Annotated in this window: 20 protein-coding genes; 6 read left to right on the forward strand and 14 right to left on the reverse strand. The window is 73.8% G+C overall.

Annotation, left to right across the window (positions count from 1 at the left end):
- Nucleotides 1–6: 6 nt before the first annotated feature.
- From pdxA to EV372_RS27190, 4 genes are read right to left on the reverse strand one after another with little or no spacing between them, the layout of a single operon-like run.
- Nucleotides 7–1,029: a 4-hydroxythreonine-4-phosphate dehydrogenase PdxA gene (gene pdxA / locus EV372_RS27175; protein ID WP_130398403.1), complete on the reverse strand. Its 1,023-nt coding sequence runs from the start codon at nt 1,027–1,029 to the stop codon at nt 7–9.
- Nucleotides 1,022–2,344 (reverse strand): four-carbon acid sugar kinase family protein, encoded by a 1,323-nt coding sequence (locus EV372_RS27180; protein ID WP_130398404.1) that lies wholly within the window; start codon nt 2,342–2,344, stop codon nt 1,022–1,024. Before EV372_RS27180 ends, pdxA begins: the two co-directional genes overlap by 8 nt.
- Before the next feature lie 9 nt (nt 2,345–2,353).
- Nucleotides 2,354–3,760 carry a GntT/GntP/DsdX family permease gene (locus EV372_RS27185; RefSeq protein WP_130398405.1) on the reverse strand — a complete coding sequence of 469 codons (1,407 nt, stop codon included), beginning with the start codon at nt 3,758–3,760 and terminating at the stop codon, nt 2,354–2,356.
- A gap of 20 nt (nt 3,761–3,780) precedes the next feature.
- On the reverse strand, nt 3,781–4,554 hold the full coding sequence (locus EV372_RS27190) for a DeoR/GlpR family DNA-binding transcription regulator (protein WP_130398406.1): 774 nt from the start codon (nt 4,552–4,554) through the stop codon (nt 3,781–3,783).
- A 232-nt stretch (nt 4,555–4,786) separates the two neighbouring features.
- On the opposite strand from EV372_RS27190, the gene EV372_RS27195 reads away from it, so the two are divergent.
- Together EV372_RS27195 and EV372_RS27200 are read left to right on the forward strand one after the other, a co-directional pair.
- Nucleotides 4,787–5,785 carry a dihydroxyacetone kinase subunit DhaK gene (locus EV372_RS27195; RefSeq protein ID WP_130398407.1) on the forward strand — a complete coding sequence of 333 codons (999 nt, stop codon included), beginning with the start codon at nt 4,787–4,789 and terminating at the stop codon, nt 5,783–5,785.
- 38 nt (nt 5,786–5,823) lie between these two features.
- A complete protein-coding gene (locus EV372_RS27200; RefSeq protein WP_130398408.1) occupies nt 5,824–6,465 on the forward strand; it encodes a DAK2 domain-containing protein in 642 nt (213 codons plus the stop codon).
- A 102-nt stretch (nt 6,466–6,567) separates the two neighbouring features.
- Here EV372_RS27200 and EV372_RS27205 read toward each other — a convergent pair whose 3' ends face one another.
- The 8 genes from EV372_RS27205 to EV372_RS27245 form a co-directional block, all read right to left on the reverse strand.
- Complete coding sequence (locus EV372_RS27205; protein WP_130398409.1) at nt 6,568–8,034, reverse strand: glycoside hydrolase family 43 protein; 1,467 nt, start codon at nt 8,032–8,034, stop codon at nt 6,568–6,570.
- Between the two features lie 700 nt (nt 8,035–8,734).
- On the reverse strand, nt 8,735–10,045 hold the full coding sequence (locus EV372_RS27215; protein ID WP_130399145.1) for an HNH endonuclease signature motif containing protein: 1,311 nt from the start codon (nt 10,043–10,045) through the stop codon (nt 8,735–8,737).
- Between the two features lie 655 nt (nt 10,046–10,700).
- Nucleotides 10,701–11,024, reverse strand: coding sequence for a putative quinol monooxygenase (locus tag EV372_RS27220; RefSeq protein ID WP_019611536.1), 324 nt, complete (start codon nt 11,022–11,024; stop codon nt 10,701–10,703).
- Nucleotides 11,025–11,229: 205 nt separating this feature from the next.
- Nucleotides 11,230–12,354, reverse strand: a complete 1,125-nt coding sequence (locus EV372_RS27225) for a peptidase C39 family protein (RefSeq protein WP_130398410.1) — start codon at nt 12,352–12,354, stop codon at nt 11,230–11,232.
- Between the two features lie 37 nt (nt 12,355–12,391).
- On the reverse strand, nt 12,392–14,494 hold the full coding sequence (locus EV372_RS27230) for an iron ABC transporter permease (protein WP_130398411.1): 2,103 nt from the start codon (nt 14,492–14,494) through the stop codon (nt 12,392–12,394).
- Nucleotides 14,494–15,546, reverse strand: coding sequence for an iron-siderophore ABC transporter substrate-binding protein (locus EV372_RS27235; protein WP_130398412.1), 1,053 nt, complete (start codon nt 15,544–15,546; stop codon nt 14,494–14,496). Before EV372_RS27235 ends, EV372_RS27230 begins: the two co-directional genes overlap by 1 nt.
- Complete coding sequence (locus tag EV372_RS27240) at nt 15,543–16,433, reverse strand: ABC transporter ATP-binding protein (RefSeq protein ID WP_130398413.1); 891 nt, start codon at nt 16,431–16,433, stop codon at nt 15,543–15,545. Before EV372_RS27240 ends, EV372_RS27235 begins: the two co-directional genes overlap by 4 nt.
- Nucleotides 16,434–16,621: 188 nt before the next feature.
- Complete coding sequence (locus EV372_RS27245; protein WP_197044329.1) at nt 16,622–17,542, reverse strand: helix-turn-helix domain-containing protein; 921 nt, start codon at nt 17,540–17,542, stop codon at nt 16,622–16,624.
- Between the two features lie 457 nt (nt 17,543–17,999).
- Between EV372_RS27245 and EV372_RS27250 the strand changes: the two genes are divergently transcribed.
- A complete protein-coding gene (locus EV372_RS27250; protein ID WP_130398414.1) occupies nt 18,000–19,616 on the forward strand; it encodes a BCCT family transporter in 1,617 nt (538 codons plus the stop codon).
- A 113-nt stretch (nt 19,617–19,729) separates the two neighbouring features.
- Here EV372_RS27250 and EV372_RS27255 read toward each other — a convergent pair whose 3' ends face one another.
- Nucleotides 19,730–20,839: an LLM class flavin-dependent oxidoreductase gene (locus tag EV372_RS27255; RefSeq protein WP_130398415.1), complete on the reverse strand. Its 1,110-nt coding sequence runs from the start codon at nt 20,837–20,839 to the stop codon at nt 19,730–19,732.
- Between the two features lie 269 nt (nt 20,840–21,108).
- On the opposite strand from EV372_RS27255, the gene EV372_RS29190 reads away from it, so the two are divergent.
- Nucleotides 21,109–21,267: a hypothetical protein gene (locus tag EV372_RS29190; RefSeq protein ID WP_013153496.1), complete on the forward strand. Its 159-nt coding sequence runs from the start codon at nt 21,109–21,111 to the stop codon at nt 21,265–21,267.
- 108 nt (nt 21,268–21,375) lie between these two features.
- On the opposite strand, the gene EV372_RS27260 is transcribed toward EV372_RS29190, so the two are convergent.
- A complete protein-coding gene (locus EV372_RS27260) occupies nt 21,376–21,750 on the reverse strand; it encodes an ADP-ribosylation/crystallin J1 (RefSeq protein WP_130398416.1) in 375 nt (124 codons plus the stop codon).
- Nucleotides 21,751–22,401: 651 nt separating this feature from the next.
- Between EV372_RS27260 and EV372_RS27265 the strand changes: the two genes are divergently transcribed.
- Both EV372_RS27265 and EV372_RS27270 read left to right on the forward strand, forming a co-directional pair.
- Entirely contained in the window at nt 22,402–23,844 is a 1,443-nt protein-coding gene (locus EV372_RS27265; protein ID WP_130398417.1) for an amidohydrolase family protein, read from the forward strand.
- A gap of 134 nt (nt 23,845–23,978) precedes the next feature.
- On the forward strand, nt 23,979–24,998 hold the full coding sequence (locus EV372_RS27270) for a LacI family DNA-binding transcriptional regulator (protein WP_130398418.1): 1,020 nt from the start codon (nt 23,979–23,981) through the stop codon (nt 24,996–24,998).
- The last annotated feature ends 33 nt before the right edge of the window (nt 24,999–25,031 follow it).

Consider the following 25,031-nt stretch of genomic DNA (forward strand, 5'->3'; position numbering starts at 1 on the left):
CCGCGGTCAGTTCCCGTACTCGGCGCGGATGCGGTCGGCGAAGCGGGCGAAGTCGGCCCCGTGCAGGAAGGCCGAGCGCATGGTGCCGTGGTCGGCCCTCCCCTGGCCAGCGATGTCGAAGGCGGTGCCGTGGTCCACCGACGTGCGCAGGATGGGCAGGCCCACCGTCACCGAGATCGTCCCGTCGAAGTCGAAGGTCTTGGCCGCGATGTGGCCCTGGTCGTGGTACTGCGAGAGCACCCCGTCGTAGTGGCCGGTCAGCAGGCGGTGGAAGACCGAGTCCGCCGGGACCGGCCCGACCACGTCCGCGCCCGAGGCGCGTGTGCGCTCCACCGCCGGGGCCAGGTGGCGGATCTCCTCGTCGCCGAAGGCGCCGTTCTCGCCGCCGTGCGGGTTGATCGCCGCCACCGCCAGGGTGGGCTCGTCGTGGCCGAACACGCGCAGCGCGGTGAGCGCCTCGGTGATCGCCCCCACCTGCTGCTCCTCGTCGATCATGTCCAGCGCGCCGCGCAGCGAGACGTGCCGGGTGGCGAAGAAGATCTTCTTGCCCCGCACCACGAACATGGTGTTCTGGCGGGTGACGCCGGTCAGCTCCCCGAGCATCTCGGTGTGGCCGAGGTGGCGGCTGCCCGAGGCCCAGATGGCCTCCTTGTTGATGGGCCCGGTGACGATCCCGTCCACGCGCCGCTCCATCGCCGCCCGTGTGGCCACCTCGATCGCGCGGACCGCGGCGGCCCCGGCGCGCGCGTCGACCACGCCCCACTCCAGTTCGGTGTCGCCGAGCGCGCCGATGTCGAGGCAGTCGACCACCCCCTCCTGCTCCGGCGGCAGGTCCCAGGAGGACAGGGCGCGCACCCGCACGTCCAGGTCCAGGACGGCGGCCGCGCGGCGCAGCACGGCGGGGTCGGCGACGACCACCCCGCGCGCGGGGGCGGTGGCGCCCACCTCGGCCAGGGTGCGCACGGTGATCTCGGGGCCGATGCCGACGGGGTCTCCGACGGTGACGGCCAGGGTCGGGCGTTCAGTCATCTTCTTCTCTTCCTCCGCTCGGGATCCGCGCGGACACCCCGCGCAGCCTGTCGTTGACCGTGTCGCGCAGCCGCGCCAGGCAGCGCGCGATGGTGTCCTGGTCCCCGACCAGCCCTCCCTTGGTGATGATCGGGGTGTCCTCCAGCGGCCCGCCGTCCAGGCGGCCGTGCACGGCCAGCGGGACGAGTTCGCCGCCCACGTCCAGGGCCCGCACGTCCAGGGCGGTGAGCAGGGCGGAGGTGACGTCGCCGCCGCTGGAGAACAGTGCGCTGGGCCGGGCCCGGGCGACGGCCCCGGCGACCAGCGCGGCGAGCATGCCGGGCATGGCGCGGCGCGCCTCGGTCGGCAGGCGCACGACGTCCTCGGCCGAGGCGCGGGTGCGCACGACCACCGCCGCGGGGAAGGAGGCCCTGGTCAGGGCCCCGACCAGGAGCCGCGCGACCTCGTCGCGGTGCCCGGGGTCGGAGGTGAAGCGCCGGGCGTCGACGTCGACGAACTCCACCGAGGGGTCCTCGGCGACGGTGTCGAGCTGGTGCCGGGTCAGCTCGGTCGCGCTGCCCACCACCGCCAGGACCGGCCCGGGGTCGGGCGCGGTGCCGCGCAGCCCCAGTTCGCGGGCGAGCAGCGCCCCGAACGGGCCGGGGTCGGCGGCCACCCAGACGGTGCCGTCCCGGCGGGAGGCCGCGGCCGCCGCCCGGGCGATGTCGGCCAGGTGGTCCTCGGTCACGGCGTCGCACAGCACGACGGGTTCGTCGCCCGCGAGCAGCTCACCGACGAGGTCGGCGCGGGTGACCCGCCCCAGGGACAGGTGCCGCACGGCCAGGGCGCTCTGCTCGGCGACGAGGTCGGCCACCACGCTGGTGCGGACCGGGTTCAGCGGGTCCAGGGCCAGCTGGGTGCGTTCCAGGGGGACCCCGTCGAGCAGTTGGACGCCGTCCACGGTGATCCGCCCGGAGGCGGGGTGGGCGGGCGCGAAGAGCACGCGGACGCGGACTCCGGTCGGCGTGCGCTCGCGCACCGCCCGCCAGGCGGCCTCCAGTTCGGCGCCGACGTTGCCGCGCAGGGTGGTGTCGGTGCGCTTGACCACCAGGTCCACCGGCCAGAGCCGGTCCACGGTGGCGGCGACGAGTCCGGCGGCCTCGCGGGCGGGCAGGTGGCGGCTGTCCAGGTTGGCCACGACCGCGTCGTAGGCCGGAGCCGCGTGGGCGGCGTGCCCGGCGTCCACCGAGGCCACGCGCATGCCGGTCTGGGCGAAGCGCGCGCCGGTGGCGTTGGCTCCGGTGAGGTCGTCGGACAGGACGAGGATCTGCGCCACGGGGTCCCCCTATCCCAGGACCAGGGCGGCGACGCACAGCAGCGGCAGGCTGGCCAGCCACAGCACGGTGGTCATCCCGCTCCACATCTTCATGGCGGCGCCGCCGGACAGGCCGGTGAACCGGGTCACGACCCAGAAGTAGGAGTCGCTGACGTAGGAGAAGACGAAGGAGCCGGCGCAGGCGGAGGCCACGGCGAGCGCGGGGTTGATCCCCGCCGCCGCCACGATCGGGGCGCTGAGGGTGGCGGAGGTGATGATGGCGACGGTTCCCGAGCCCTGGGCCAGCCGGACGAACGTGGCGATCACGAACGGCAGCAGGAACATCGGCACGGGCCAGCCCGAGACGGCGTCGGCCAGCGCGTCGCCCACGCCGGAGGCGCGCAGGACCTCGCCGAAGGCCCCTCCGGCGCCGGTGATGAACACGATCATCCCGGCCGAGGCGGCGGCCGCGGTCAGCCAGGAGACGACCTCCCCGCGCCCGGTCCCCCGGGGCGGCAGCGTGTAGACGGCCACGACCAGCCCGATGACCAGGGCGATGGCGGGGTTGCCGAGGAAGGCGAAGACGTCGGCGGCCGCGCTGCCCCCGGCGAGCGCGCCGGTGAAGGTGTTGCCCACGATGAGCAGCAGGGGCAGCAGCAGCGGAACGGAGGCGGTCAGCGCGCTCACGCCCGGGTCCGGGGGCTCCTCGCTGATGTCGCGTCCGGCGGCCGGGACGGCGTCTCCGAGCCCGGCGGCCTTGCGGGTGGCCGCTCCCGGCTCGCCCGCGGCGGCGTTCTCGGGGACCAGGCCCGACTCCACGCTCGCCTCCAGACGGGGTCCCATGTAGCGCGCGTAGACCACCACGACCGGGATGAGCAGGATCGACATGGCCCCGCCGAGCATGACGGTGGTGCCCAGGTCGGCACCGAGGAGCCCGACTGCGGCGAGCGGACCGGGTGTGGGCGGGACCAGGTGGTGGGTGATGGACAGCCCGCCCGCCAGGGCCAGGCTCATCACGACCAGCGGCCTGCCGTAGCGCCTGGCCAGGGAGCGGGCGAGCGGGTGCAGGATGACGAAGCCGGAGTCGCAGAACACCGGGACGGACACGACCGCGCCGGTGGCGGTCATCGCCACGTCCTCGCGGCCTTTGCCGGCCATGCGGACGAAGGCCTTGGCCAGGGCGTCGGCGCCGCCGCTGCGTTCCAGGACGGTGCCGATCATCACGCCCAGGGCGATGACGATGCCGATCCCGGCGAGGGTGTTGCCGAAGCCGGTGGTCAGGTGCCCCACCAGCTCGGGGGCGGGGACGCCCGCGACCACGCCGGTGACCAGGGCTCCGGCGAGCAGTCCGACGAACGCGTCCAGCCGGGACCACACGATGAGGGCGATGACGGTGCCCACGCCCAGGAGCAGTGCCGCGAGGAGCTGTACTTCCATACCAGGTGCCTTTCAGGGGGTCATTCCGGTCGCGTGCCCGCGTCGACCGCGACGACGTGGGGGGTGCAGGCGGGATCGGCGTCGAGGGCCTCGCGCTCGCGTGCTCCGATCCCGTCGTCGGTGATCAGGCCGTAGGGTCCGGGGACGACGGCCCAGTACGGGTGGGGGCCGGAGCCGACCTTGGTGGAGTCGGCGACCACGAAGATCCGCCGGGCGCTGCGCATCTGGAGTTCCTTGGCGGCGGCGATCTCGGGGCTGGGGCAGTTGAGCCCCCGGCCGGGCAGGAGCCCGTCGGCGCCGATGAAGGCGATGTGCGGGGTGATGCGGTCCAGCACGCCGTGCGCGTAGTCGCCGACGATGGAGCCGCGCCTGCGCCGCACGCGCCCGCCGACGACGACGAGTTCGATGCCCTCGGCGTCGTGCAGCGCCGCCATGGGGCCGAGGCCGGAGGTGACCACGGTGGGCCCCGAGCGCCGGGCCAGGCGCTCGGCCACGAAGGTGGTGGTGCTCCCGGCGTCCAGCAGGACGACGTGGTCGTCCTCGACCAGTGCGGCGGCGTGCTCGGCGATGCGCCGCTTGGCGGGGGCGTTGCGCAGGCTCTTCTGGGTCCAGGACAGTTCGGCGCCCGCGGGCGCGGGGACCGCGCCGCCGTGGGTGCGGACCACCTTTCCGGCCCTCTCCAGTTCGCCCAGCCCGCGCCGCACGGTGGAGGGGCTGATGCCGAGTTCCCGAGCGAGGTCCTCGACCCTCTGCACGCCGTCGGTGACGGCGTCCAGCAGCCCTTGGTGACGCATGACCACTCCTGCTCGTTTCGCGCATGTGAACAGGGCCATACTGCGCGCTTTACGCAGAGAAAAACAAGAGGTCAGCGCCAATCTGCTCATAACGCGCATATAACGCCCAGAGGGCGCGGATACAGCCACCGGGCTGAGAACAGCGCGGCCGGGGACGTTTGGGCGGGGCGGCGCACGGCTATGTCGCATACGGCGCCGCGGGGGGCCACAGCGAGAACTACGGAGCGTGCCGATGCGAAGACAGTTCATCAACGAGCCGGGCGACGTGGTGTCCGAGGCGTTGGAGGGGTTCGCCGCGGCCTGGCCGCACCACGTGCGCCTCAACGCCGACCCCGCCTACCTCGTGCGCGCCCGCCCCGCCGCGGACAAGGTCGCGGTGGTCTCCGGCGGCGGCTCGGGCCACGAGCCCCTGCACGTGGGCTTCGTGGGCACCGGCATGCTCGACGCCGCCGTGCCGGGCGCCGTCTTCGCCTCCCCCACGGCCGTGCAGATCCGGGCGGCCTCACAGGCGGCCGACACCGGCCGGGGCGTCCTGCACGTGGTCAAGAACTACACCGGCGACGTGCTCAACTTCCGCATCGCCGGTGAGCTGCTGGCCGACGCGGGCGTACGCAGCGAGATCGTCCTGGTCGACGACGACCTGGCCACCGACACCGGCGACGGCGGGGGCCCGGGACGCCGGGGCACGGCGGCGGTCGTGGCGGTGGAGAAGGTCTGCGGCGCCGCGGCCGAGCGCGGCGCCGACCTGGCGGAGCTGGCCGCGCTCGGACGCCGGGTGGCCGAGCGCAGCCGCACCCTGTCCGTGGCGCTGGCCGCGGGCGCCCACCCGGGCGAGTCGCGGCCCTCGTTCGAGCTGCCCGGGGACGAGGTGGAGTTCGGCGTGGGCATCCACGGCGAGCGGGCCCGGCGGCGACGGGCCTTCGGCCCCTCCCGCGAGCTGGTGCCCCCGATGGTCTCGCCGCTGGTGGAGGCGCTGGGCCTGGGGCGCGGGGACCGCGTGATCGCCATCGTCAACGGCCTGGGCGCCACACACGACCTGGAGCTGTACGGGGTGTTCCGCGAGGCGCGGCGCGTCCTGGACGACGCCGGGGTAGAGGTGGCCCGCTCGCTCGTGGGGTCCTACGTGACCTCCCTGGACATGGCGGGCTGCTCGGTCACCCTGGTGGGGGCCGACGACGAGGTGCTGGAGCTGTGGGACGCTCCGGCCGCCACACCCGCGCTCACCTGGTAGAACGTCCGTCCCACCACAGTCCGAACGGGAGCACCGGCATGGCAGAGCAGCTCAGTCCCTCCGACGTCGAGCGGTGGGTGCAGGCCTTCATCGGCGCGGTCGAGGAGGAGGGCGCGCACCTCACCGACCTGGACCGCCGCAGCGGCGACGGCGACTTCGGCACCAACATGACCACCGCGCTGCGCCGTACGCGCGAGGCCCTGGCCGACACCGCCGCCACGGGGTCGGCCGGACAGCCCTTCGAGGTGATGGCGGAGACCTTCCTGGGCCACAGCGGCGGCACCAGCGGCCCGCTGTTCGGCATGTGGTTCCGCGAGTTCGGCAAGGCGGGCGCGGGCGCGGAGGCGTTCACCCTGGCGATGGTGGCCGAGGCCACCGCGAACGGGTGGGCGACCCTGCACCGGCTGGGGTCGGCCGAGGTCGGGGACCGCACCATGGTCGACGCCATCGCCCCGGCCTCGGAGGCCCTGGCCGGGGCGGTGGACAGCGGCGCGGGGCTGCGCGCCGGGCTGCGGGCGGCCGCGGAGGCCGCGCGGGAGGGCGCGGACGGCACCAGCGGCCTGCTCGGCCGCCGGGGGCGCACCAGCTATGTGGGCGAGGCCGCCCTGGGCAGCCCGGACCCCGGCGCGGTGACCGTCGCCCTGTTCTACCGGGCCGCGCAGGGGGTCGTCGGCGTCTGAGCCCCGGTCGGCCGGGACCGCGCGAAGGCCCGCGGCGGGTCCGGCCGCCGCCGGGGCACGTCCTCGGCGGAAGGCGACCGCTCCGACAGCCGCGCGGCCCGGTCAGGCGCCGCCGAGGTACTCCACGAAACGCACCCCGATCCCGCCCGGGCCGCAGCTCACCCCGACCATGCGGCCGGTGAACCCGCCCGCGACCTCGGTCGACAGGTAGCGTCCGTCGATCCTGGCCAGCTCGGTGGTGCCCTGCGGGGCGCGGACCGCGGCGACGACCACGTCCGGCCCCCGTTCGCGGCTGTACTCGGGCGCCGTCGAGGGCTCCACCCGCAGTTCGAGCACCGTGTCCGCGGAGGCGTGCGCCTCCCCGAGCACGGTGGTGAGCGGTCCGGCCCGGGCGACGGCGCGCACCCGCCCGCCCCCGACCTCCAGGGCGAACCGGTGAGCGGGGTCGATGCGGACCTCCAGGGCGCCCGCGCCCCCGCCCGCGTCGATCCCGGCCCGGACGGTCATGGTCGTGTGCTCCTGGCGGCGACCGACGAACACCTCCTCGTCCCCGGGAGGCGACATCCGCCACCGGTCCCCCGACCACCGCAGCACCCGGTCGGGGAAGACCCCGGCGCCGACCCAGCCGGGGCCGAGCACGCCCTCGCCCAGCGAGACGCGCACCCGCGGCGGCTCTTCGGGCTCGACCGGTCCGGTGACCACGGGCCAGCCGTCGCGCCAGGCGACGTCGGCGGCGAAGGTCTCCCGGCCCAGCACGTGCCACCCGGGGAAGGAGCCCGAGGGACGCACCCCCAGGAACACCGCCGCCCACGACCCGTCGGGCCTCTCGACCAGGTCGGCGTGGCCGGTGTTCTGCACCGGGCCCGGCGTCCCCCTGGCGGTCAGCAGGGGGTTGTGCGGGCAGGGCTCGAACGGACCCTCCAGCGAGGGCCCCCGGGCGACCGTCACCGCGTGTCCGGGGCCGGTGCCGCCCTCGGCGACCACCAGGTACCACCACCGCCCCACCCGGTACAGGTGCGGCGCCTCCGGATCCCTGCCCCCGGTACCGCTCCACAGCGGACGCGGCCGGGACAGCAGCTCACCGGTGGCCGGGTCGAGGACGGCCTGGCGGATGCCGCCGTCCGACCACGTGAGCAGGCACCTGCCGTCCCCGTCCCACGCCAGGTCCGGGTCGATGCCTCCCGCGCCGCGGATCCGCACCGGGTCGGACCACGGACCGGCAGGGTCGGTCGCCGTCATCAGCAGGTGCCCGGGACCGTCGGAGACGTTGGTGGTCACCAGGAAGAAGGTGCCGTCGTGGTAGCGCAGGGTCGGGGCGTAGACGCCCGAGGACGGCGCGGCGCCGGACAGCACCAGCTGGGAGGGCCGGTCCATCACCGCGCCGACACGCTCCCAGGACACGAGGTCCGACGACCGGAACAGGGGGACGCCAGGGGCGTACTCGAAGCTCGAACACGCCAGGTAGAACACGTCGCCGACGCGGCACACCGTGGGGTCGGGGTGGAAACCGCCGAGGATCGGGCGGGTCGGCAGGACTCCGCCTCCGGGGGGAACTTCGGGCTCGGTCACCCACCGAGTGTGACACGCCCCTCCCGGGCGGAACGGGGCGGGTCGGGTGCCCGGTCCGGGGCCGGGTCTGGGTCTGGGTCTGGATCCGGGCCCGGGTCGAACGGCGCCAGCCCCACCGCGCCAGCTTCACAGCGCCAGCCCCTTGCAACGCCGAGTCCCTGAACGGTGGAGGCCTGGTGCGGTGGCGTCAGCTGCCGCGCAGTGGCTCGGGAGGGCGACCAACGCTTGCTGTTCGCGCGTGGTCGGGCTCTGCTGCGTTGGCAGCGAAGGCAGCGGGTGTCCGGGGACCCCGCTCAACGCCCTACCCGTTGGTGGTGGCGGGAGGTAGCGTCACCAGCTGCCGCGAAGTGGCCTGGGAGGGCGACCAACGCTTGCTGTTCGCGCGTGGTGGGGCTCTGCTGCGTTGGCAGCGAAGGCAGCGGGTGTCCGGGGACCCCGCTCAACGCCCTACCCGTTGGTGGTGGCGGGAGGTAGCGTCACCAGCTGCCGCGTAGTGGCCCGGGAGGGCGATCAACGGTCGGCCTTCGGAGGCGGCTGGGCTCTGCTGCGTCGGCACCAAAGGCAGCGAGACTGTCGGGCCCCGGGCAGCGGTCCCGGCCCCTGGGGCGGGGGCGGGCGACGGAGGCAGCGACCACGGTGGGCGCAGGGCCCGGGCCGCTTGCCGGGTGCGGGCATGCCGGGGCTCGGCGCGGCCCGGGGGTCATTCCCGGGGCGGTGGATCCGGGTCCCTGCCGGGCAGGTGGTCTCGTCCCCGGCCCCGTCCCCGGTCCCGTCCTGGGTAGTGGTGTGTGCGGAGTTCGCGTTGGTACTTGGCCCGGTTGTGCGGCCCACACAACGGTTGCAGATTAGCCACCACCGTGCGCCCACCCCGCGAGAACGACCGCACGTGGTCGGCCTGGCACAACGCCACCGGTACTTCGCATCCGCCCGGGTGGGCGCAGGTGCTGTGCCCGTGAAAGGCCGCCGTGCGCTGGCGGGCTGAGGCCAGACGGCGGCTATGGCCCACATCCAGCACCTGTCCGGTGGGCGGTGCGGTGAGCATCCGCACCACCTCAGAATCCCCAGCCAGTTCGTGGACCAGCCCGACCGGAATCACCCGACCGTGCTCGTCCAACGCCGGAACCTCCTGACCCTGAGCGTCCAGGTAGGTTTCCACGGGCACCACGATGCGGATCTGCGCCAACGGAGCCGGAGCATGAGTGCACCCGGTGTGGGTGGTGGCAAAACGCAGCGCGGCGATGAGCGCATCATGCTCACGCTGAGACCGGGACCGGGTGTCCTCGTTTGTGGGTGGGGTGGTGAAGGTGTCGATGGCCGCACGCACGATCAACGCATCCCCAGACCCGCCCCAGGCCTGCAACTGGTAACTGCCCTGGAAGGTGTCATGGAGCGTTAGTCCACGGGCCGCGTGAGCAGTTTCGTGGTCACGGTCCAACCGGTGGGGGTCCAAACGGTAAGCGACCTGGCGGGCCACCGACTGGAGCTGGTTGACCGACAACGCGGGCCGCTCCTGCTTGGCCGCCACCAGCGCCGCTTCGAACCCGTGCCGGTACTCCACCTGATCGGGAAAATGCTGCTCATCGCGGGCCTGGACGGCCTTGTCGGTCGCTTTGGCGATCGCCACCGCCTCACCCAACACCACCCGGCCCTCAACTACGGCCTGGGCAGTGGCGGGCAACGTCTCCTCGTGCACGTGCTGGGCCAGACGGGCCAGGTCCTTGGCCTGAGCGGCAGGGACCTTGCACCGATGGGTGATCCACTTGTCCAGCGTGGAGTAACCGCTGTAGCGGGCTACCTCACCGCGTGCGTACAGGCGCGCCATCCGCGCGAGCGCCTGGTAGCGGAGCAGGTCCAGCTGCGCCCACAGCGCCGCGACCTCCTCAGCCGCACTCTCGTCCGCCCCGGGCGGCACCTCGGCGTTCAACGCCTGGTGGATGATCTCGCGCGCACCGGCCAGCGCGGCCACGGCCGGGGAGCATTCCCCGGGGGCCGCTTTGGGCGCTGCGATCATCATCTCCATACTTCTTATTATAGGCCAGCACCCGCCCTTTCTCCACTATTCACAGCCCCGAATTAGACGCCTTTCTTTCCGGGGGCTACACTTGATTGAATAGCCACAATTAAGGCGGACTCAAAACGTGCCCGAAAATGACCGCTTGTCGTTGGCGCGATCGTCTCCCGCGCCGACGACAGGAGTCAGAAGCGTTGCCCAAGGCCGGAGGGTCCGCTTGCCGTTGGTGCCGACGTCGCAGAGCCCGACCACCCCTACGCCCCGGGCGCTGGTCGCCCTCCGGTGGTCGCTCCCGCCTTTGGTGCCGCTGTTCGTCGGCCGCCTCCACCCCCACCCAGCACCAGCCGTTTACCGAAGACCATTCCACTTCGCGGCAGCTGGCGCGCTTTCGCTGCCGCCAGCAACCCCCAGCAGGAATGGCGTAGGGGAGAGACCTGTGGGCGGCCCCTCCCTACCCCTCAATTATTTATCCCCGTTGGGCGAGGGGCGCTTAAGGGCATGCCGAAACGCCCACTGGGTGGGATCCCCCCTATTTCCAGGAAACCATCACCACCCCACCCGCGACCACCCCCAACCCCCGCCTGTGGAAAACACGGGAACGGCCCCGGGCGATCGCCCGGGGCCGGAACACTACATAGAGGAGACCGGGAACCGGTCAGGCCTCGATGGTGAGCTCGCCCATCCGGTCCCATCCCTCGCCCTCCACGACCCGGCTGACGATGAGCGGGGTCTCGGTGAGCAGCGGCTTCATGGCGGCAAGCCCGTCGCGGAAGTGGTCGCTGTTGACGTGCGCCTCGGCGGCGCCGTCCTTGAACGCCTCGACGAGCACGAACTCGTTCTCGCGCTCGACGCTGCGGGACCACTCGAACCACAGGTTGCCCGGCTCGGCGCGGGTGGCCGCGGTGAAGTCGGCTACCGCGTCCAGGAAACCGTCTCCGACCTCGGGCTTGACCCGGAACTTGACGACGATGAGGATCATCGCCCCTCCTCCTTGTTGGTGCTGCGGGACACGGTGTGCCGTGCCCCGTCCCCACTTTCCCAGAACCGGCGGCCACGGCGACCTCTGCGGCCACCGGCCTGACCGGCACGAACCGGTTCACGGGCGCGGGACGGTCTCAGGTCTCAGGTCTCAGGAACGGTGCGGCGGATCCCCCGCCAACTCGCGCGCCAGCTCACCCTCTGACTCACCCTCCGGTTTCACCCTCCGCTTCCCCCTCCGGCCTCGCGATGCCCACGGCGCCGCGGTAACCGTCCCCCTCCAGCGACGACATCGCGTCGAGCGCGGCGTCGGGCACGGGCAGCAGGTGGGCGTCGACCCAGGTGTCGCCCGTGGCGCCGTTGGTCCAGGGGTCCTCGACCACGAGCGCGCCCGGCACGGCCCCGTGGCAGAGCACCCAGTGCGGCACGTCGAAGCCCTGCATCGCGGCCAGGGAGACCAGCAGCAGGACGCGCTCCCCCCGGCCGATCGCGTCGCGGATGTCGGCCGTGGACAGGCGGCGCGGGTCCACCGGGACCCCGGCCCGCGCCGCGTCCTCCCGCGACGCGCGCTGGAGGACGGCGCGCCACTCCCTCTCGTCCCCGGCGTAGGAGTCGAGCATGACCGGCCGGTCCACGTCGAGGAACACCGTGACGGGCGACGACGGCCACGCCCGGAGCACGGCCACGCCCAGCCCGACGGGCTCGCAGGCGGGGAAGTTCGTCGCGTCGCGCCACAGCGTCAGCTCCGCCGGGCGGTCCAGGGACTCGCGGGGCACCGCCCCGGCCTGCGCCTGCGCGACCAGGGCGGTGACGGCGCCGCACGTGAAGTTCGTGGACTGGCGGTAGTACGGCGGCTCCGCCTCCGCCGGCCCCTCCCCCAGCCAGCGCACGTGACCGGCGGGCGGACGGTTCCCGTCCCCGTCCTCCCCGCGCGGAGCCTCCAGCGGCGCGAAACCCGCGGCGGAGGCCTCCTCGGCGCCGACCGTCCACCCCTCCCACTTGACCTGTACGAGCCCCCGGCCCCGCGCGTGGGCCAGGACCGCCGCCGCGGCGGCGGGCACGTCGCCGACGGCGTCGACGATCTTGGCGTAGGCCGTGCGCGGGCGCGCCGTCACCAGCGCGGCGGCGGCCCAGCCCTCCCCCGCCCCGTCGGGGACGGCCACGATCTCGGGTGCGTGGGCCGAGCGGTCGACCGCTCCCCAGCGTTCGAGCACCCGGTCGGGGGCGATCCGCGTCAGGGGCGCGGGCACGGCGGCCGGGTCGAAGGGGACGACGACCGGGGCGAAGGGGGCGACGACCGGGGCGGGCGCGTCGGGGCTGTGGGACGGCATTCGGTACTCCTGGTGCGGATCAGAGGGGATCGGCGGTTCACGCGCGGGAGCGGCGCAGCAGCCAGACGAGGTAGGGGGCGCCGACCAGGGCGATCATGAGCCCGGCCGGCAGTTGGGCCGGGGCCAGCAGCGTGCGGCCCAGGGTGTCGGCCACACAGACCAGCAGCGCGCCCAGCAGCATCGCGACCGGAACGCTGCGCCCGTGCCGGGCGCCGACCAGCGCGCGGGCCAGGTGGGGCGCCACGAGCCCGACGAAGCCGACGACCCCGACCGCGACCACGCTGACGGCGGCCAGGACCGCGGCGACGGTGAGCAGCACCAGCCGCATCCGCTCCACCCGCATGCCCAGGATGCGGGGCGTGTCCTCGTCCACGGCGATCAGGTCGAGGTGACGGGCCAGGCCGAGCATCAGCGGCGCCGCCAGGACGAGCGCCACGGCGACCGGCACGACCTCCGGCAGGGTGCGCCCGTAGGTCGTGCCGGACAGCCACGTGAAGATGCGCGGGGTCTGCCAGGGGTCGGCGCGCAGGAGCAGGAACGTCGTGACCGCGCTCAGGCTGTACCCGCACCCGATGCCGATCAGCACGAACCGGTCCGGACGCAGCGCGCCCCTCCAGGCCAGCGCGGCGATCAGGGCGAACGTGCCCAGGCCCGTGAGGACCGACGCGGTGACCAGCGACGGCAGACCGCCGCCCGAACCGGAGGTCACCACGATCACCGCCCCCAGCCCGGCTCCGGCGGTGATGCCCAGCAGCCCCGGCTCCGCGAGCGGGTTGCGCACGGTGCTCTGGACGGCGCTCCCGGCCAGGGCCAGCGCCGCTCCGGCGAGCACGGCGGCGGCCACGCGGGGGACCCGTTCGTCCAGGGACCGGCCGATCAGGTCCGGTGCGGTCCCCTGGAGCCACAGGGCGATGTCCCCCGTGCGCAGCCACAGGCTGCCCGCGAGCAGGCCCGCGAGCACCGCCGAGACGAGCAGGGCCGCCGCCACGAGCAGGACGCCGAGGAAGCGCCGCCGCGTGCGCGGTCCGGTCCGCGCGCCCGGCGGCTGGCGCACCGGGCCCGCGTCGCGCAGGCGCAGGGCCAGGGCCACGATGAGCAGGCCGCCGAGCACGGCCGTGGGCACCCCCGTGGGGATCGAGGCCGCGCCCTCGGCGCCGAGCAGCGCGCGCAGCCCGGCGTCCGCGAGCAGGATCAGGAGGGAGCCGAGGAGCCCGGAGGCGGTCACCAGCAGCAGGTGCCTGCGCAGCGGCCGGATCCGTCCGGCGAGCAGGCGTGCCAGCACGGGCGCGCCCAGGCCGACGAAGGCGATCGGACCGGCCAGGGTCACCGCCGCTCCGGTGAGGAGCACCGCGCAGAGCACCGCGGCGGTCCGGGTCGAGCGCAGGGGTACGCCGAGCGAGGCCGCGGTGTCGTCGCCCAGGCCCAGCACGTCCAGCCTTCGGCTCAGCAGCAGCGCCGCGCCCAGCACAGCCGCGATGAGCGGCATCGCGCGCAGGGACGCGTCGATGTTGAGCTGGGCCAGCGAACCGCTCCCCCAGGCGAAGAGGCCGGTGGTGTTCTCCTTGAACAGGATCAGCAGCATCGCGGTCGCCGCGTCCAGGGCCATCGCGGTCGCCGAACCGGCCAGGATCAGCCGCGTCGTGGCCGTTCCGGCGGCGTTGCCCGCCAGTCCCAGCACGAGCGCGGCGGCCAGCAGCCCTCCAGTGAAGGACACCAGACCGGAGGCCCACAGCGGGACGGCGAACCCGAACGCGGCCACCAGGGTCAGGGCCAGGTAGGACCCCGCCGTGACCGCGAGCGTGTCGGGAGAGGCGAGCGCGTTGCGCGTGACCGACTGCAGCAGCGCCCCGGCGGCGCCGAGGGCGAAGCCCACGGCCACACCGGCGAACAGGCGCGGAAGCCGCGATCCGGCCAGCACGTCGCCGACCGGGACCCCGTCGACGGCCTCCCGCTCCCCGGCCGCGTAGCGCACCAGGTCCCACCACCCCACGCCGGAGGTCCCCTGGGTGAGGTGCCACACGGCCACCGCGAGGACCGCGGTGACCAGCCCCGCGAGGACCGCCGCCCCGGCGGCGCCGCCGCGCGCGCCGACGCGCGGCAGCGGGGACCGCCGGGGCGGGGCCTGAAGCGAAACGCTCATTACCGCGTGATCGCGTCGGCGAAGGCGTCGACCGCCTGCGCGGTCGAGCGCGGGCCGCCCGCGCCCCAGATCCGCGGGGGGAAGGCGTGGGCCCGGTTCTCCTCCACGGCCGGGAGGGAGTTCCAGATCGGGTTCTCCTCCAGCGCCTCCACGTAGCCGCCGACGCCCTCGTCGTTGGCGTAGAAGAGGTTGGCCTCGCCCACGGCGGTGAGTCCCTCGACGTCGGTCTGCGCCAGGCCGTAGGAGGGGTTGACGCCGCCGTCCCCGTAGGCCTCGTTGATCTCGTCGGTCCAGACCGGGGTCATCCCGAGCTCCTCGCCGAGAGCGGTGAACAGCGCGCCCTCGCCGTAGGGCCGGATGGTGAGGTTGCCGCCCTGGAGCCACCCGTCGAAGTACAGGAAGTCCTGCGTCGGCAGGTCGGCGGAGGCCACCCGCTCCTTGGCCTCGGCGAGGTGGGCGTCGAACTCCCCGATCACCTGGTCGGCCCGCTCGGTGCGCCCCGTGGCCTCGCCGATCATCTGGAAGACGCGTCGCATGTTCCCGACGGGGTCGGCCGGGTCGGCGCCCAGCGTGACGAGGACGGGCACCCCGCGTTCCTCCAGCTGCGCGATGATCTCGTCGTCGGCGCCGAAGGCCTCCACGATGACCAGGTCGGGGTTCTGCGCGTACAGGGTGTCCAGGTCGGGCTCCTCGCGGTTGCCGATGTCGGTCACGCCCTCGGGCAGCTCCTCCGCGCTCACCCAGGTGCTGTAGCCCTCGGTGTCGGAGACCGCCACGGGCGTGACGCACAGGGTGAGCGCGTCCTCGACCTGCTGCCACTCCAGGACGGCGATGCGCTCGGCGGGCTGGTCGAGCTCCACCTGCCGGCCGGCACCGTCGGTCAGCGACACCGGGCCCGTGGAGGTGGTCGTGGTGTCCTCGGCGCAGCTCTCGGAGGCGGGCGCGGCGACGCCGCCGGTCTCGGGCTCCTCGACGCTGGTGGTGCCGCATCCTGTGACGGCGAGGGCGAGGGCGGCGCAGGCCGCGGTCGCGAGACGGGGGAGACGGGTCATCGGTGGTTCTCTCTGTTCTGTTCTGCGGTGTTCGGGTGGTCCGCGTCCGCGGACCGGGGACGGGCCGCGTGGCGGCCCACGGGGTCGATGCGAAGGCGGCCGGTCCGGGGGTCGTGGGCGGTCTCGACCCGGATGCCGTAGACCTCGCTGAGGTTGCGGCTGGTGAGGACCTCGGCCGGGTCGCCCGCGGAGTGGACGCGTCCGGCGCTGAGCAGCAGCAGCGTGTCCGCGACGCGCGCGGCGTGGTCGAGGTCGTGCAGCACGACGCCGACGGCGGCCCCGTGGTCCTCGGCCAGGTCGCGGATCAGGTCGAGGGTCTCGACCTGGTAGCGCAGGTCCAGGTGGTTGGTGGGCTCGTCCAGCAGCACGACGCCGGTGTCCTGGGCCAGGCAGGTGGCGAGCCAGACGCGCTGCATCTCTCCGCCGGAGAGCTGTCCGGCCGCCCGGTCGGCCATGTCCCGCACCCCGGTGGCCTCCATGGCGTGCTCGATGGCGCGCCGGTCCTGGTCGGAGAGCCCCGCGAGGCCGCGCCGGTAGGGGTGGCGTCCGAACGCGACGACGTCCCTGACCGCCAGGCCCTCCGGTGTGGGCCGGGCCTGGGCGAACAGGGTGACCTCCCGGGCGAACCGGCGTGCGCTGAGCAGGGAAGCCGGGCGCCCCGGTTCCCCGTCCCCGCCGCCGAGCGTGACCTGTCCCCCGTCGATACGGTGCAGTCGGGCGAGCGAGCGCAGGAGCGTGGACTTGCCGCTGCCGTTGGGCCCCACCAGGGCGGTCACGCGCCCGGCCTCCAGGGACAGCGAGGCGCCGTGGACGACCGTGGAACTGCCGTAGCTCAGGACCAGCCGGTCCCCGCTCAGGGCGTGCGCCCGCCTCACGGCGCTGGGCACGCCGGGCGTGCCTGGACCGCGGCGACCGCGGCGGAGGACGGACGCGGCACGGCGCGGACGGAGCCGCGGACGGCGTGCGCACACTGCCCGACCAGCGGGTACAGCCGAACACGGGCACGGGCGTCCGACCGGGAGATTAGGTTAGCCTTCACTCACTCAGAATAGATTCGGCCACTCCGTGGCTGCAATCAGGACTTCCGGACACCGGATACGGAATTCCGGTCAACGGCCGCCCGGGAAGGGCCGAAGTACGTCCCCGGGGTGGTGCCCATCACGCGCCGGAAGGCGTCGATGAAGGTGCTGGTCTGGGCGTATCCGAGGAGTTCGGCGGCGTCCTGCACCTCGCACCCCTCGCCGAGCAGCAGGAGCGCCCGGTGGATGCGCAGTGACTGCCGCCACTGCGCGAACGAGAGCCCGGTGGCGGTGCGGAAGGCGCGGCTGATCGTGCGGGGGCTCACGCCCAGGTCGCGCGCCCACTCCTCCAGGGAGCGGTCGTCGGCGGGGTCGCGCAACAGGGCGTCGGCGACCACGTCGGCCCGGGCCTCGCCGGGCAGGCGCAGCGCGAGCTGGGGCTGCGAAGGCTCCAGCACGTCGAACACCACCGCCTCCGCGCGCGAGCGCGCCCCGGCGTCCAGGTCGGTGCGGGCCAGGCGCATCAGCAGTGACTCCAGCACCGGGGTCATCGCGATGGCCGTGGGGCCCTCGAAGGCGACCGGCGTGCGGTCCGGGGCGAAGAAGGCGGTGTGGAGTTCGGCCCTGGCCGTCAGCCGGCCCGCGTGCACCTTCCCGGCGGGCACCCACAGCCCGCACCCCTCGGAGACGGTGAAGACGCGGTCGCCGACGCGGGCGGTCAGCGCCCCGCAGCGCACCCACACCAGTTCGTGCGCGGGGTGCGCGTGCGGCTCCCACTCCGTGGGGGCGCCCGGCGCGTGGGACTCCGCGATGATCACGAAGGGCGCCGCGGCCCCCTCCGGAAGCGGGGCGGCCCGCCGCACCAGCGTGCTCGGCTCGCGCCGCCAGGTCCCCAGACCCGCGCCCTCCCCGGAGGGCGCGACCGTCCCGGGCGGTGCGCTGCCGGTACGCTCCGGAAGCGGAGAAATGGGCGACATGTCCTTATTGTCGCAGTCGACGCCGGGTACGGCGTCCGGACGGCCGCACGCTCACCCGGCGCGAACCGCTCCGAAGTCCAGAGGGACCCCGACCGCTCCCGTCAGCCCGTCAGCCCGTCAGCCCGTCAGCCCGTCAGCCCGTCAGCCCGTCAGCAGTGTTTACCCTCACACGGACACGCGCCGTGGCCTGCGATAGTGTGGAACGTCGTCGTCGCGCCGCCCGCGGTGGGACCCGGGGACCGTTCTTCCCCCTCGTCCCCCGCCGTGAGTGCCCGTCGGCAACCGGGCAGGGCTGCGTTCGACGCTCCGCCCCACTCCATGCCGCGCCTGCCGCGCTGGCCGTGAGACCGGGCGGTCGTTCCCGGCGGCCGCCACGCGCGCACAGCGCATGGAGCTTCAGATACCGGCTGCGGCGCGTCCCGGCCGGTGCTTCCATTCGAGGGGCTTCCTCTACTCCATGTTCTCCACTCTGCGCTCACGCGCGTCCGCGCGAGGCAGACGTACCGATCCCTGGGTCATGGGCGTGTCCGGCGTCTTCATGACCGTCTTCGTCACCGCCGCCCTGGTCTCGCCCGGTGTGGTCGGGACCGCCGTGGACACGGCCTTCACCTGGTCCGCGCGCTGGTTCGGCGCCTACTGGCAGCTGTTGATGCTGGCCACCTTCGTCGTCATCACCATCCTGGCCTTCTCCCGCTACGGCCGGGTGCGCATGGGCGGCTCCGGCAGGCCCGAGTTCAACCGGTTCACCTGGGTCGCGATGATCACCACCACCCTGCTCGCCGCCGGAGGGGTGTTCTGGGCGGCGGCGGAACCCATCGCCCACTACTCCTCCCCACCGCCGCAGTACGCCGACCAGGTGGACGAGGGCTCGGCCGCCGCCGTCGCGATGGCGCAGAGCTTCGTGCACTGGGGCTTCATCGGCTGGGCGATCGGCGGCGCTCTGGCAACCCTGGTCATGATGCGCGGGGTGGAGAAGGGCATGCCGCTGCGCCCGCGCACCCTGCTGTGGCCGCTCATGGGCGAGCGCGTGCGCACCCACTGGATCGGCACGGTGGTCGACATCAGCTGCGTGCTCGCCGTGGTGGCCGGAACCGTGGGGCCCATCGGCTTCCTCGGGCTCCAGATCTCCTACATCTGCAGCCAGCTGTTCGGGCTGCCCGACAGCTACGCCGTCCAGGTACTGATCATCCTGGGCCTGACCGTGGTGTCCGCGGTGTCGGTGCTGAGCGGGATCCACAAGGGCATCCAGCTGTTGAGCCGGGCCAACGTCTGGGTGGCGCTGGTCCTCATCCTCGCCGTCCTGGGGATGGGGTCGCTGCCCTTCGTCGCGGACCTCTACATCCAGGCGAGCGTGGTGCACGCGCAGGAGTTCCTGCCCATGGCCCTGTACACGGGCGACGAGCAGTGGCTCGGGTACTGGACGCTGTTCTTCTTCGGCTGGTTCCTGGGCTTCGGTCCGATGATGGCGATCTTCTTCGCCCGCATCTCCCGGGGCCGCACCGTGCGCGACATCTACGTCGGGGCGACGGTGCTGCCCACCGTGGTGACCACGGTCTGGTTCACCGCGCTGGGCGGCACCGGCATCTGGCTGGAACAGCAGTCCCCGGGAGCGATCACGGCCCCCTACGCCGAGGACGGCCTGCCCGCCGCGGCGCTGGCCATCCTGGAGGCGCTGCCGCTGACGGGGATGCTGGGCGTGCTGACGGTGATCGTCGCGCTGATCTTCCTGGCGTCCACGCTCGACTCGATGTCCTACGCCATCTCGGTCTCCAGCATGCACGAGGGAGAACCCTCGGGCCTGGTCCGCGCGTTCTGGTGTGTGGGCATGGGCCTGGCCGCCGTCGCCCTTCTCCTGGTGGGGGACGGAGGGATCCAGGCCTTGCAGTCCTTCATCGTGGTGACCGCGGTGCCCGTCGGCCTGATCATGCTGCCGACGCTGTGGACCACGCACCCGCTGCTGCGCGACATGGCGATCGAACAGGGCATCGTCGCCCCGCGCCCGTCACGGGACGGGGACGAGGACGGCGCCCACGCGCCGCGGTCCGGGGAGCTGGTCGGCCAGGCCTCTCCGTAGGGACACCGCCGCGACCGCGCGACCCGAGGCGGGTTCCGGGCGCGGCGCGGCCCGGGCCGCGGACGCCCCCGGGGGTTCCAGGGGGTTGCCACGGCCCGGGCCGCAGGGTGGTCCTACCGCTGGCCGTCCCCGCCGGAGGCGGTGTCCGCGTCCCCCTTGGCGGCCAGCAGCGAGGCGTGGGTGGGCGCGTCGGGCACGTGCGCGGGCCGCCCGGCGGCGAACTCCTTGCGCAGCACCGGCACGACCTCCTCGCCGAGCAGGTCCAGCTGCTCCAGGACCGTCTTGAGCGGCAGGCCCGCGTGGTCCATGAGGAAGAGCTGGCGCTGGTAGTCGCCGAAGGAGTCGCGGAAGGTCAGCGTGCGGTCGATGACCTCCTGCGGGCTGCCGACGGTCAGCGGGGTCTCGCGGGTGAACTCCTCCAGGGAGGGGCCGCCGCCGTAGACCGGCGCGTTGTCGAAGTAGGGGCGGAACTCCCTCACCGCGTCCTGGGAGTTCTTGCGCATGAACACCTGTCCGCCCAGGCCGACGATGGCCTGCTCGGCCCTGCCGTGGCCGTAGTGCTCGAAGCGGCGGCGGTAGAGCGAGATGAGCTTCTTGGTGTGCGTGGCGGGCCAGAAGATGTTGTTGTGGAAGAAGCCGTCGCCGTAGAAGGCGGCCTGCTCGGCGATCTCGGGGCTGCGGATGGAGCCGTGCCACACGAACGGGGGCACCCCGTCCAGGGGGCGGGGGGTGGAGGTGAAGCCCTGCAGGGGGGTGCGGAACCTGCCCTCCCAGTCCACGACGTCCTCGCGCCAGAGCCGGTGCAGCAGCTGGTAGTTCTCCAGCGCCAGCGGGATGCCCTGGCGGATGTCCTGGCCGAACCAGGGGTAGACGGGGCCGGTGTTGCCGCGGCCCATCATCAGGTCCACCCGGCCGTCGGCCAGGTGCTGGAGCATGGCGAAGTCCTCGGCGATCTTGACCGGGTCGTTGGTGGTGATCAGGGTGGTGGAGGTGGACAGGAGGAGCCTGTCGGTCCTGGCCGCGATGTAGCCGAGCATCGTGGTGGGTGAGGAGGCCACGAAGGGCGGGTTGTGGTGCTCGCCGGTGGCGAAGACGTCCAAGCCGACCTCCTCGGCCTTGAGCGCGATGGTCACCATCGCCTTGACGCGCTCGGCCTCGGTCGGCGTACGGCCGGTGGTGGGGTCGGTGGTCACGTCGCTCACCGAGAAGATTCCGAACTGCATGGCCCGCTCCCCTAGGTATCTTCCAAAGAAGTAGTTTCCGATTAAACTATCATGCGGAACGCCTCACCGCCGCCCCGCATTCCCCGCGCGCGCTGCCCGGTGGGCCCGCGTTCATCCAGAGGCACGCTCCGTACCCACCGAATGTCACTCTCCCCTGGTATCCCTGGAAAAGCCGACAACGGCACGGTCACCGGGCGTCACGGCGACCGGAACGGCTGAACACGTGAAGGAGGAGGGCGCACACCCCCGGCCCGCGCGCCCGCAGCCCCATGGCCACCACCCTCGATCCCCGACGCCGCCTTCCCCACCAGGACCGAGACCGGACCGACCGCGACCCCGTGGTGCTCGCCGACGCGCTCGGCGACGTCATGACCGCCCTCACCGACGTGGACCCCGACCTGCTCGTCGTCACCGACCCCAGAGCCTGAGCTCCGGGCGCACGCCCGCGAAGGACCCCCGCGCCGGGGCGGTTCCCGTCTGGTGGGACCGTCCCGGCGGCCGCCGGCGTGCACCGCTCCCTCCCGGCGGCGACCCGCTCAGGCGCAGACCACGCCCTCGGGGTGCTCGGGCAGGAAGGAGCGCACCAGCTCGATCGGGCCGACGAGGCGGGCGTTGAACGCGGCCAGCTCCCCGGCGGGCACCCACAGCTCCAGGATCGTGCGCCCACCGGCCTGCCGCACCGGATAGCGGGAGGCGAAGCCCGCGTCCACGCGAAAGCGTGTGACGTGCCCCTCGCCGTCGCGTGGCAGGTTCCACTCGCGGGCGATGCGCACCGCGTAGTCCTCGTTGAGCACGGGGTAGAAGATCGGCTGCTCAGGCAGGCGCGGCGGCCACTCCCGCCAGCCCGAATCCCCCACCAGTGCGAGTTCCGCGGGCCCGGTGGGCCGCCACAGGGTGAGGGTCGCGGGCATGGGAACCGCCTCCTTGGGTAGGGCGTGGTCAGGAGCTTAGGAAGAGCGGGGACAGTCCGCACCCGCTTTTTACCGGACGATCCGAAAATCGGTCCGTCCAGCGGGAACACCTCCTACAGGCGAAGCGTTCTTACAGGTGAAGCGCCCCAGACCGAACCCCGATCCCCACCACCCGCACCCGATCCGCAGGTCCTGTGAGGCGCACACCACAATCCATGCGCGGATGTCAGCGCTCGTGTCGGCAATGGGGGTTTCCGGCACGTACTCAGTCGCTACATCCGCCTTCCCAGCGGCCAGACCGCACTCAGTGCATCCTGGCCGCGCCCGCTGTGGCCCGCGTTGGGGGACGCGGGCCACAGCCATGTCCGGGGGCTTTCACCCCCCTCCCCCGCCGGGCCCGCGGTCCGCCTCCGCACGAACGGGCTCCGGCACCCCACGGTCACCACAAGTGACACAGTGGGATGGACACACGCATCCCGCCCCCTCCCGGCTCCCGGACGTCCCCGTGCGCCGGGCCGCACCGGTCCGCCCCTCCCGGTACGGACGGACGACGAAGGCGTGCCCGCCCCACGACCGCGCGACGGGCCACGACCGCGGCGATGACGGGACCCCGGACCGGTCCGCGAGGGGCACACGGCGAAGGAGCCCTCCTTGAACAGACCGAACGAGTTCCCCTGGGGCCGACCGGTGGTGCTGCGCGGCGGCGCGGTGCTGCCCATGGACGACGCGCGCACGGTCCTGACCGACACCGACGTCCTGGTCGTCGGCGACCGCGTGGCCGCCGTGGGACCGCGCCTGCCGGTGCCCGAGGGCACCGCGGAGATCGACGCCTCCGGCGGCCTGGTCATGCCCGGCATGATCGACACCCACCGCCACATGTGGCAGACCGCCATGCGCGGCTACGGGGCCGGCTGGACCCTCGCCCAGTACTTCGTCTGGTACTACCTCGAACACGGCACGCGGTTCCGCCCCGTCGACGTGCACGCGGGCAACACGCTCGCCGCCGTCGAGGCCCTGGAGGCCGGGGTCACCACCGTCGTGGACTGGTCGCACGGCCTCCAGACCCCCGAACACGCCGACGCGGCCGCCGACGCGCTGCTCTCGGTCCCCGGCCGCCACGTCCTGGCCTACGGCAACATCCAGCGGGCGCCCGCCGAGTGGGCCACCAGCCCTGAGCTGCGCGCCTTCGTCGAACGCCACCGGGGCGACGACATGCTGGGCCTCCAGATCGCCTTCGACGTCACCGGCGACCCGGAGTTCCCCGAGAGGCCCGCCTTCGAGGCCGCCCGCGACCTGGGGGTGGCCGTCACCACCCACGCCGGGGTGTGGGGCGCCACCGGCGACGACGGCGTCCGGCTCATGCACGAGCACGGCTTCATGGGGCCCGAGACGGTGTACGTGCACGCCGCCTCCCTGTCCACGGACTCCTACCAGCGCATCGCCGCCACCGGCGGGTCGGTGTCGGTCTCCACCGAGAGCGAGCAGAGCGCGGGCCAGGGGTACCCGCCCACCTGGGCGATGCGCGCGCACGGCATCCCGGTGTCGCTGTCGGTGGACAGCAGCGTGTGGCAGAGCGGGGACCTGTTCAGCGCCATGCGCGCCACCCTGGGCGCCGACCGGGCCCGCGAGCACCAGGAGGCGCACGGGCGCGGCGACACCGTCACCCACAGCGCCCTGCGCGCCGACCAGGTGGTGGAGTGGGCCACCCGGGGCGGGGCCGCCGCCCTGGGCCGCGACGACCTGGGCCGGATCGCGCCCGGCGCCAAGGCCGACCTCGTGCTGATCCGCAACGACGACTCGCCCGTGTCCTTCCCCCTGCTCAACCCCTACGGGCACATCGCCCTCCAGGCCCAGCGCGCCGACGTGCACACGGTCCTGGTCGACGGCCGGGTGGTCAAGTACGAGCACCGGCTGGTGGGCGTGGACCTGGCGGCCGTGCGCCGCGGTGTGGAGGCCACCGTCGAGCACCTGCGCGCCTCGGTCGGGGAGGAGGCCTGGGCCGAGGGGATGGACCCCGACGTTCCCGCGTCCAAGGTGCTGGACAACCCCTACACCTACACCGACTACCGCGACTCCGGCACCCGCGGCCGGTGAGCGCGGCGCCCGCGCGGCGACGGGCCGGTGCCAGAATGTGGGTCCGGGCCCGAGGACGCCGGGCGGCCCCGCGACCGCCGCCGGTCGCGGGGCGGTCGGCGCCCCGGGGCGGCGGCGCGAACCGGAGGAGGCAGATGTCGGAGAACGGGACGGGCGCCCATCGGCACCCGACGATGGCCGACGTGGCCGCGCACCTGGGGGTCTCGCGGCAGCTGGTCTCGCTGGTGCTGGGCGACCGCCCGGGCCCGAGCGCGCGGACCCGGGAGCGGGTCCTGCGCGCCGCCGAGGAGCTGGGGTACCGGGCCGACACCGCCGCACGGCTGCTGCGCCGGGCGCGCAGCCGACAGGTGGGCGTGCTCTTCGGCCTGGAGTACCCGATGGACGCCCACCTGGTCGAGGAGCTCTACCCGGCCGCCGCCGAACTCGGGTACGGCGTGGTGCTGAGCGCGATGGCCAGCACGCGCAGCGAACGCGAGGCGATCGACGAGCTGGTGGGGCTGCGCTGCGAGGCGCTGATCCTGATCGGCCTGTCCGCGGAGGCGCCCGCGGACCTGGCGCGGGTCGCCGAACGGGTCCCCGTGGTGGAGATCGGCCAGCGCACCGGCGCGGAGGGGACCGACAGCGTGGGCACGGACGACGCCGTGGGCGTGGGCCAGGCCGTCGGGCACCTGGTGGAGCTGGGCCACCGGGACATCGTGCACGTCGACGGCGGCGGGCTTCCGGGGGCCGGCGGGCGCGCGCGGGGCTACGCCGAGGCGATGCGCGGGTACGGCCTGGGCGGACGCGTCGAGGTCCTGCCCGGCGACTACTCCGAGGAGGCGGGCGCGCGGGCGGCGCGGGTGCTCCTGGCGCGGGAGGCCCTGCCCACGGCCGTGGTCGCGGCCAACGACCTGTGCGCGTTCGGGCTGCTGGCGACCCTGGTCCGCGCCGGGGTGAGCGTGCCCGGGGACGTCTCGGTGGTGGGCTACGACGACAGCCGGACCGCGCGGCTGTCCTTCCTCCAGCTCACGTCGGTGCGCCAGGACGCGACGCGCATGGCGCGGCTCGCCGTCCGGTCCGCGTCCGAGCGCCTGGACGGCGGGCGCACCGAGAGCAGGCACCTGCTGCTGGAGCCCGCCCTGACGGTGCGCGGCAGCACCGCTCCCCCGCGCTGAAAGCCCTGCGGCCCGGGACGGCCGTGGCCGGTG

This window comes from Nocardiopsis sp. CNZ308, assembly GCF_004217075.1.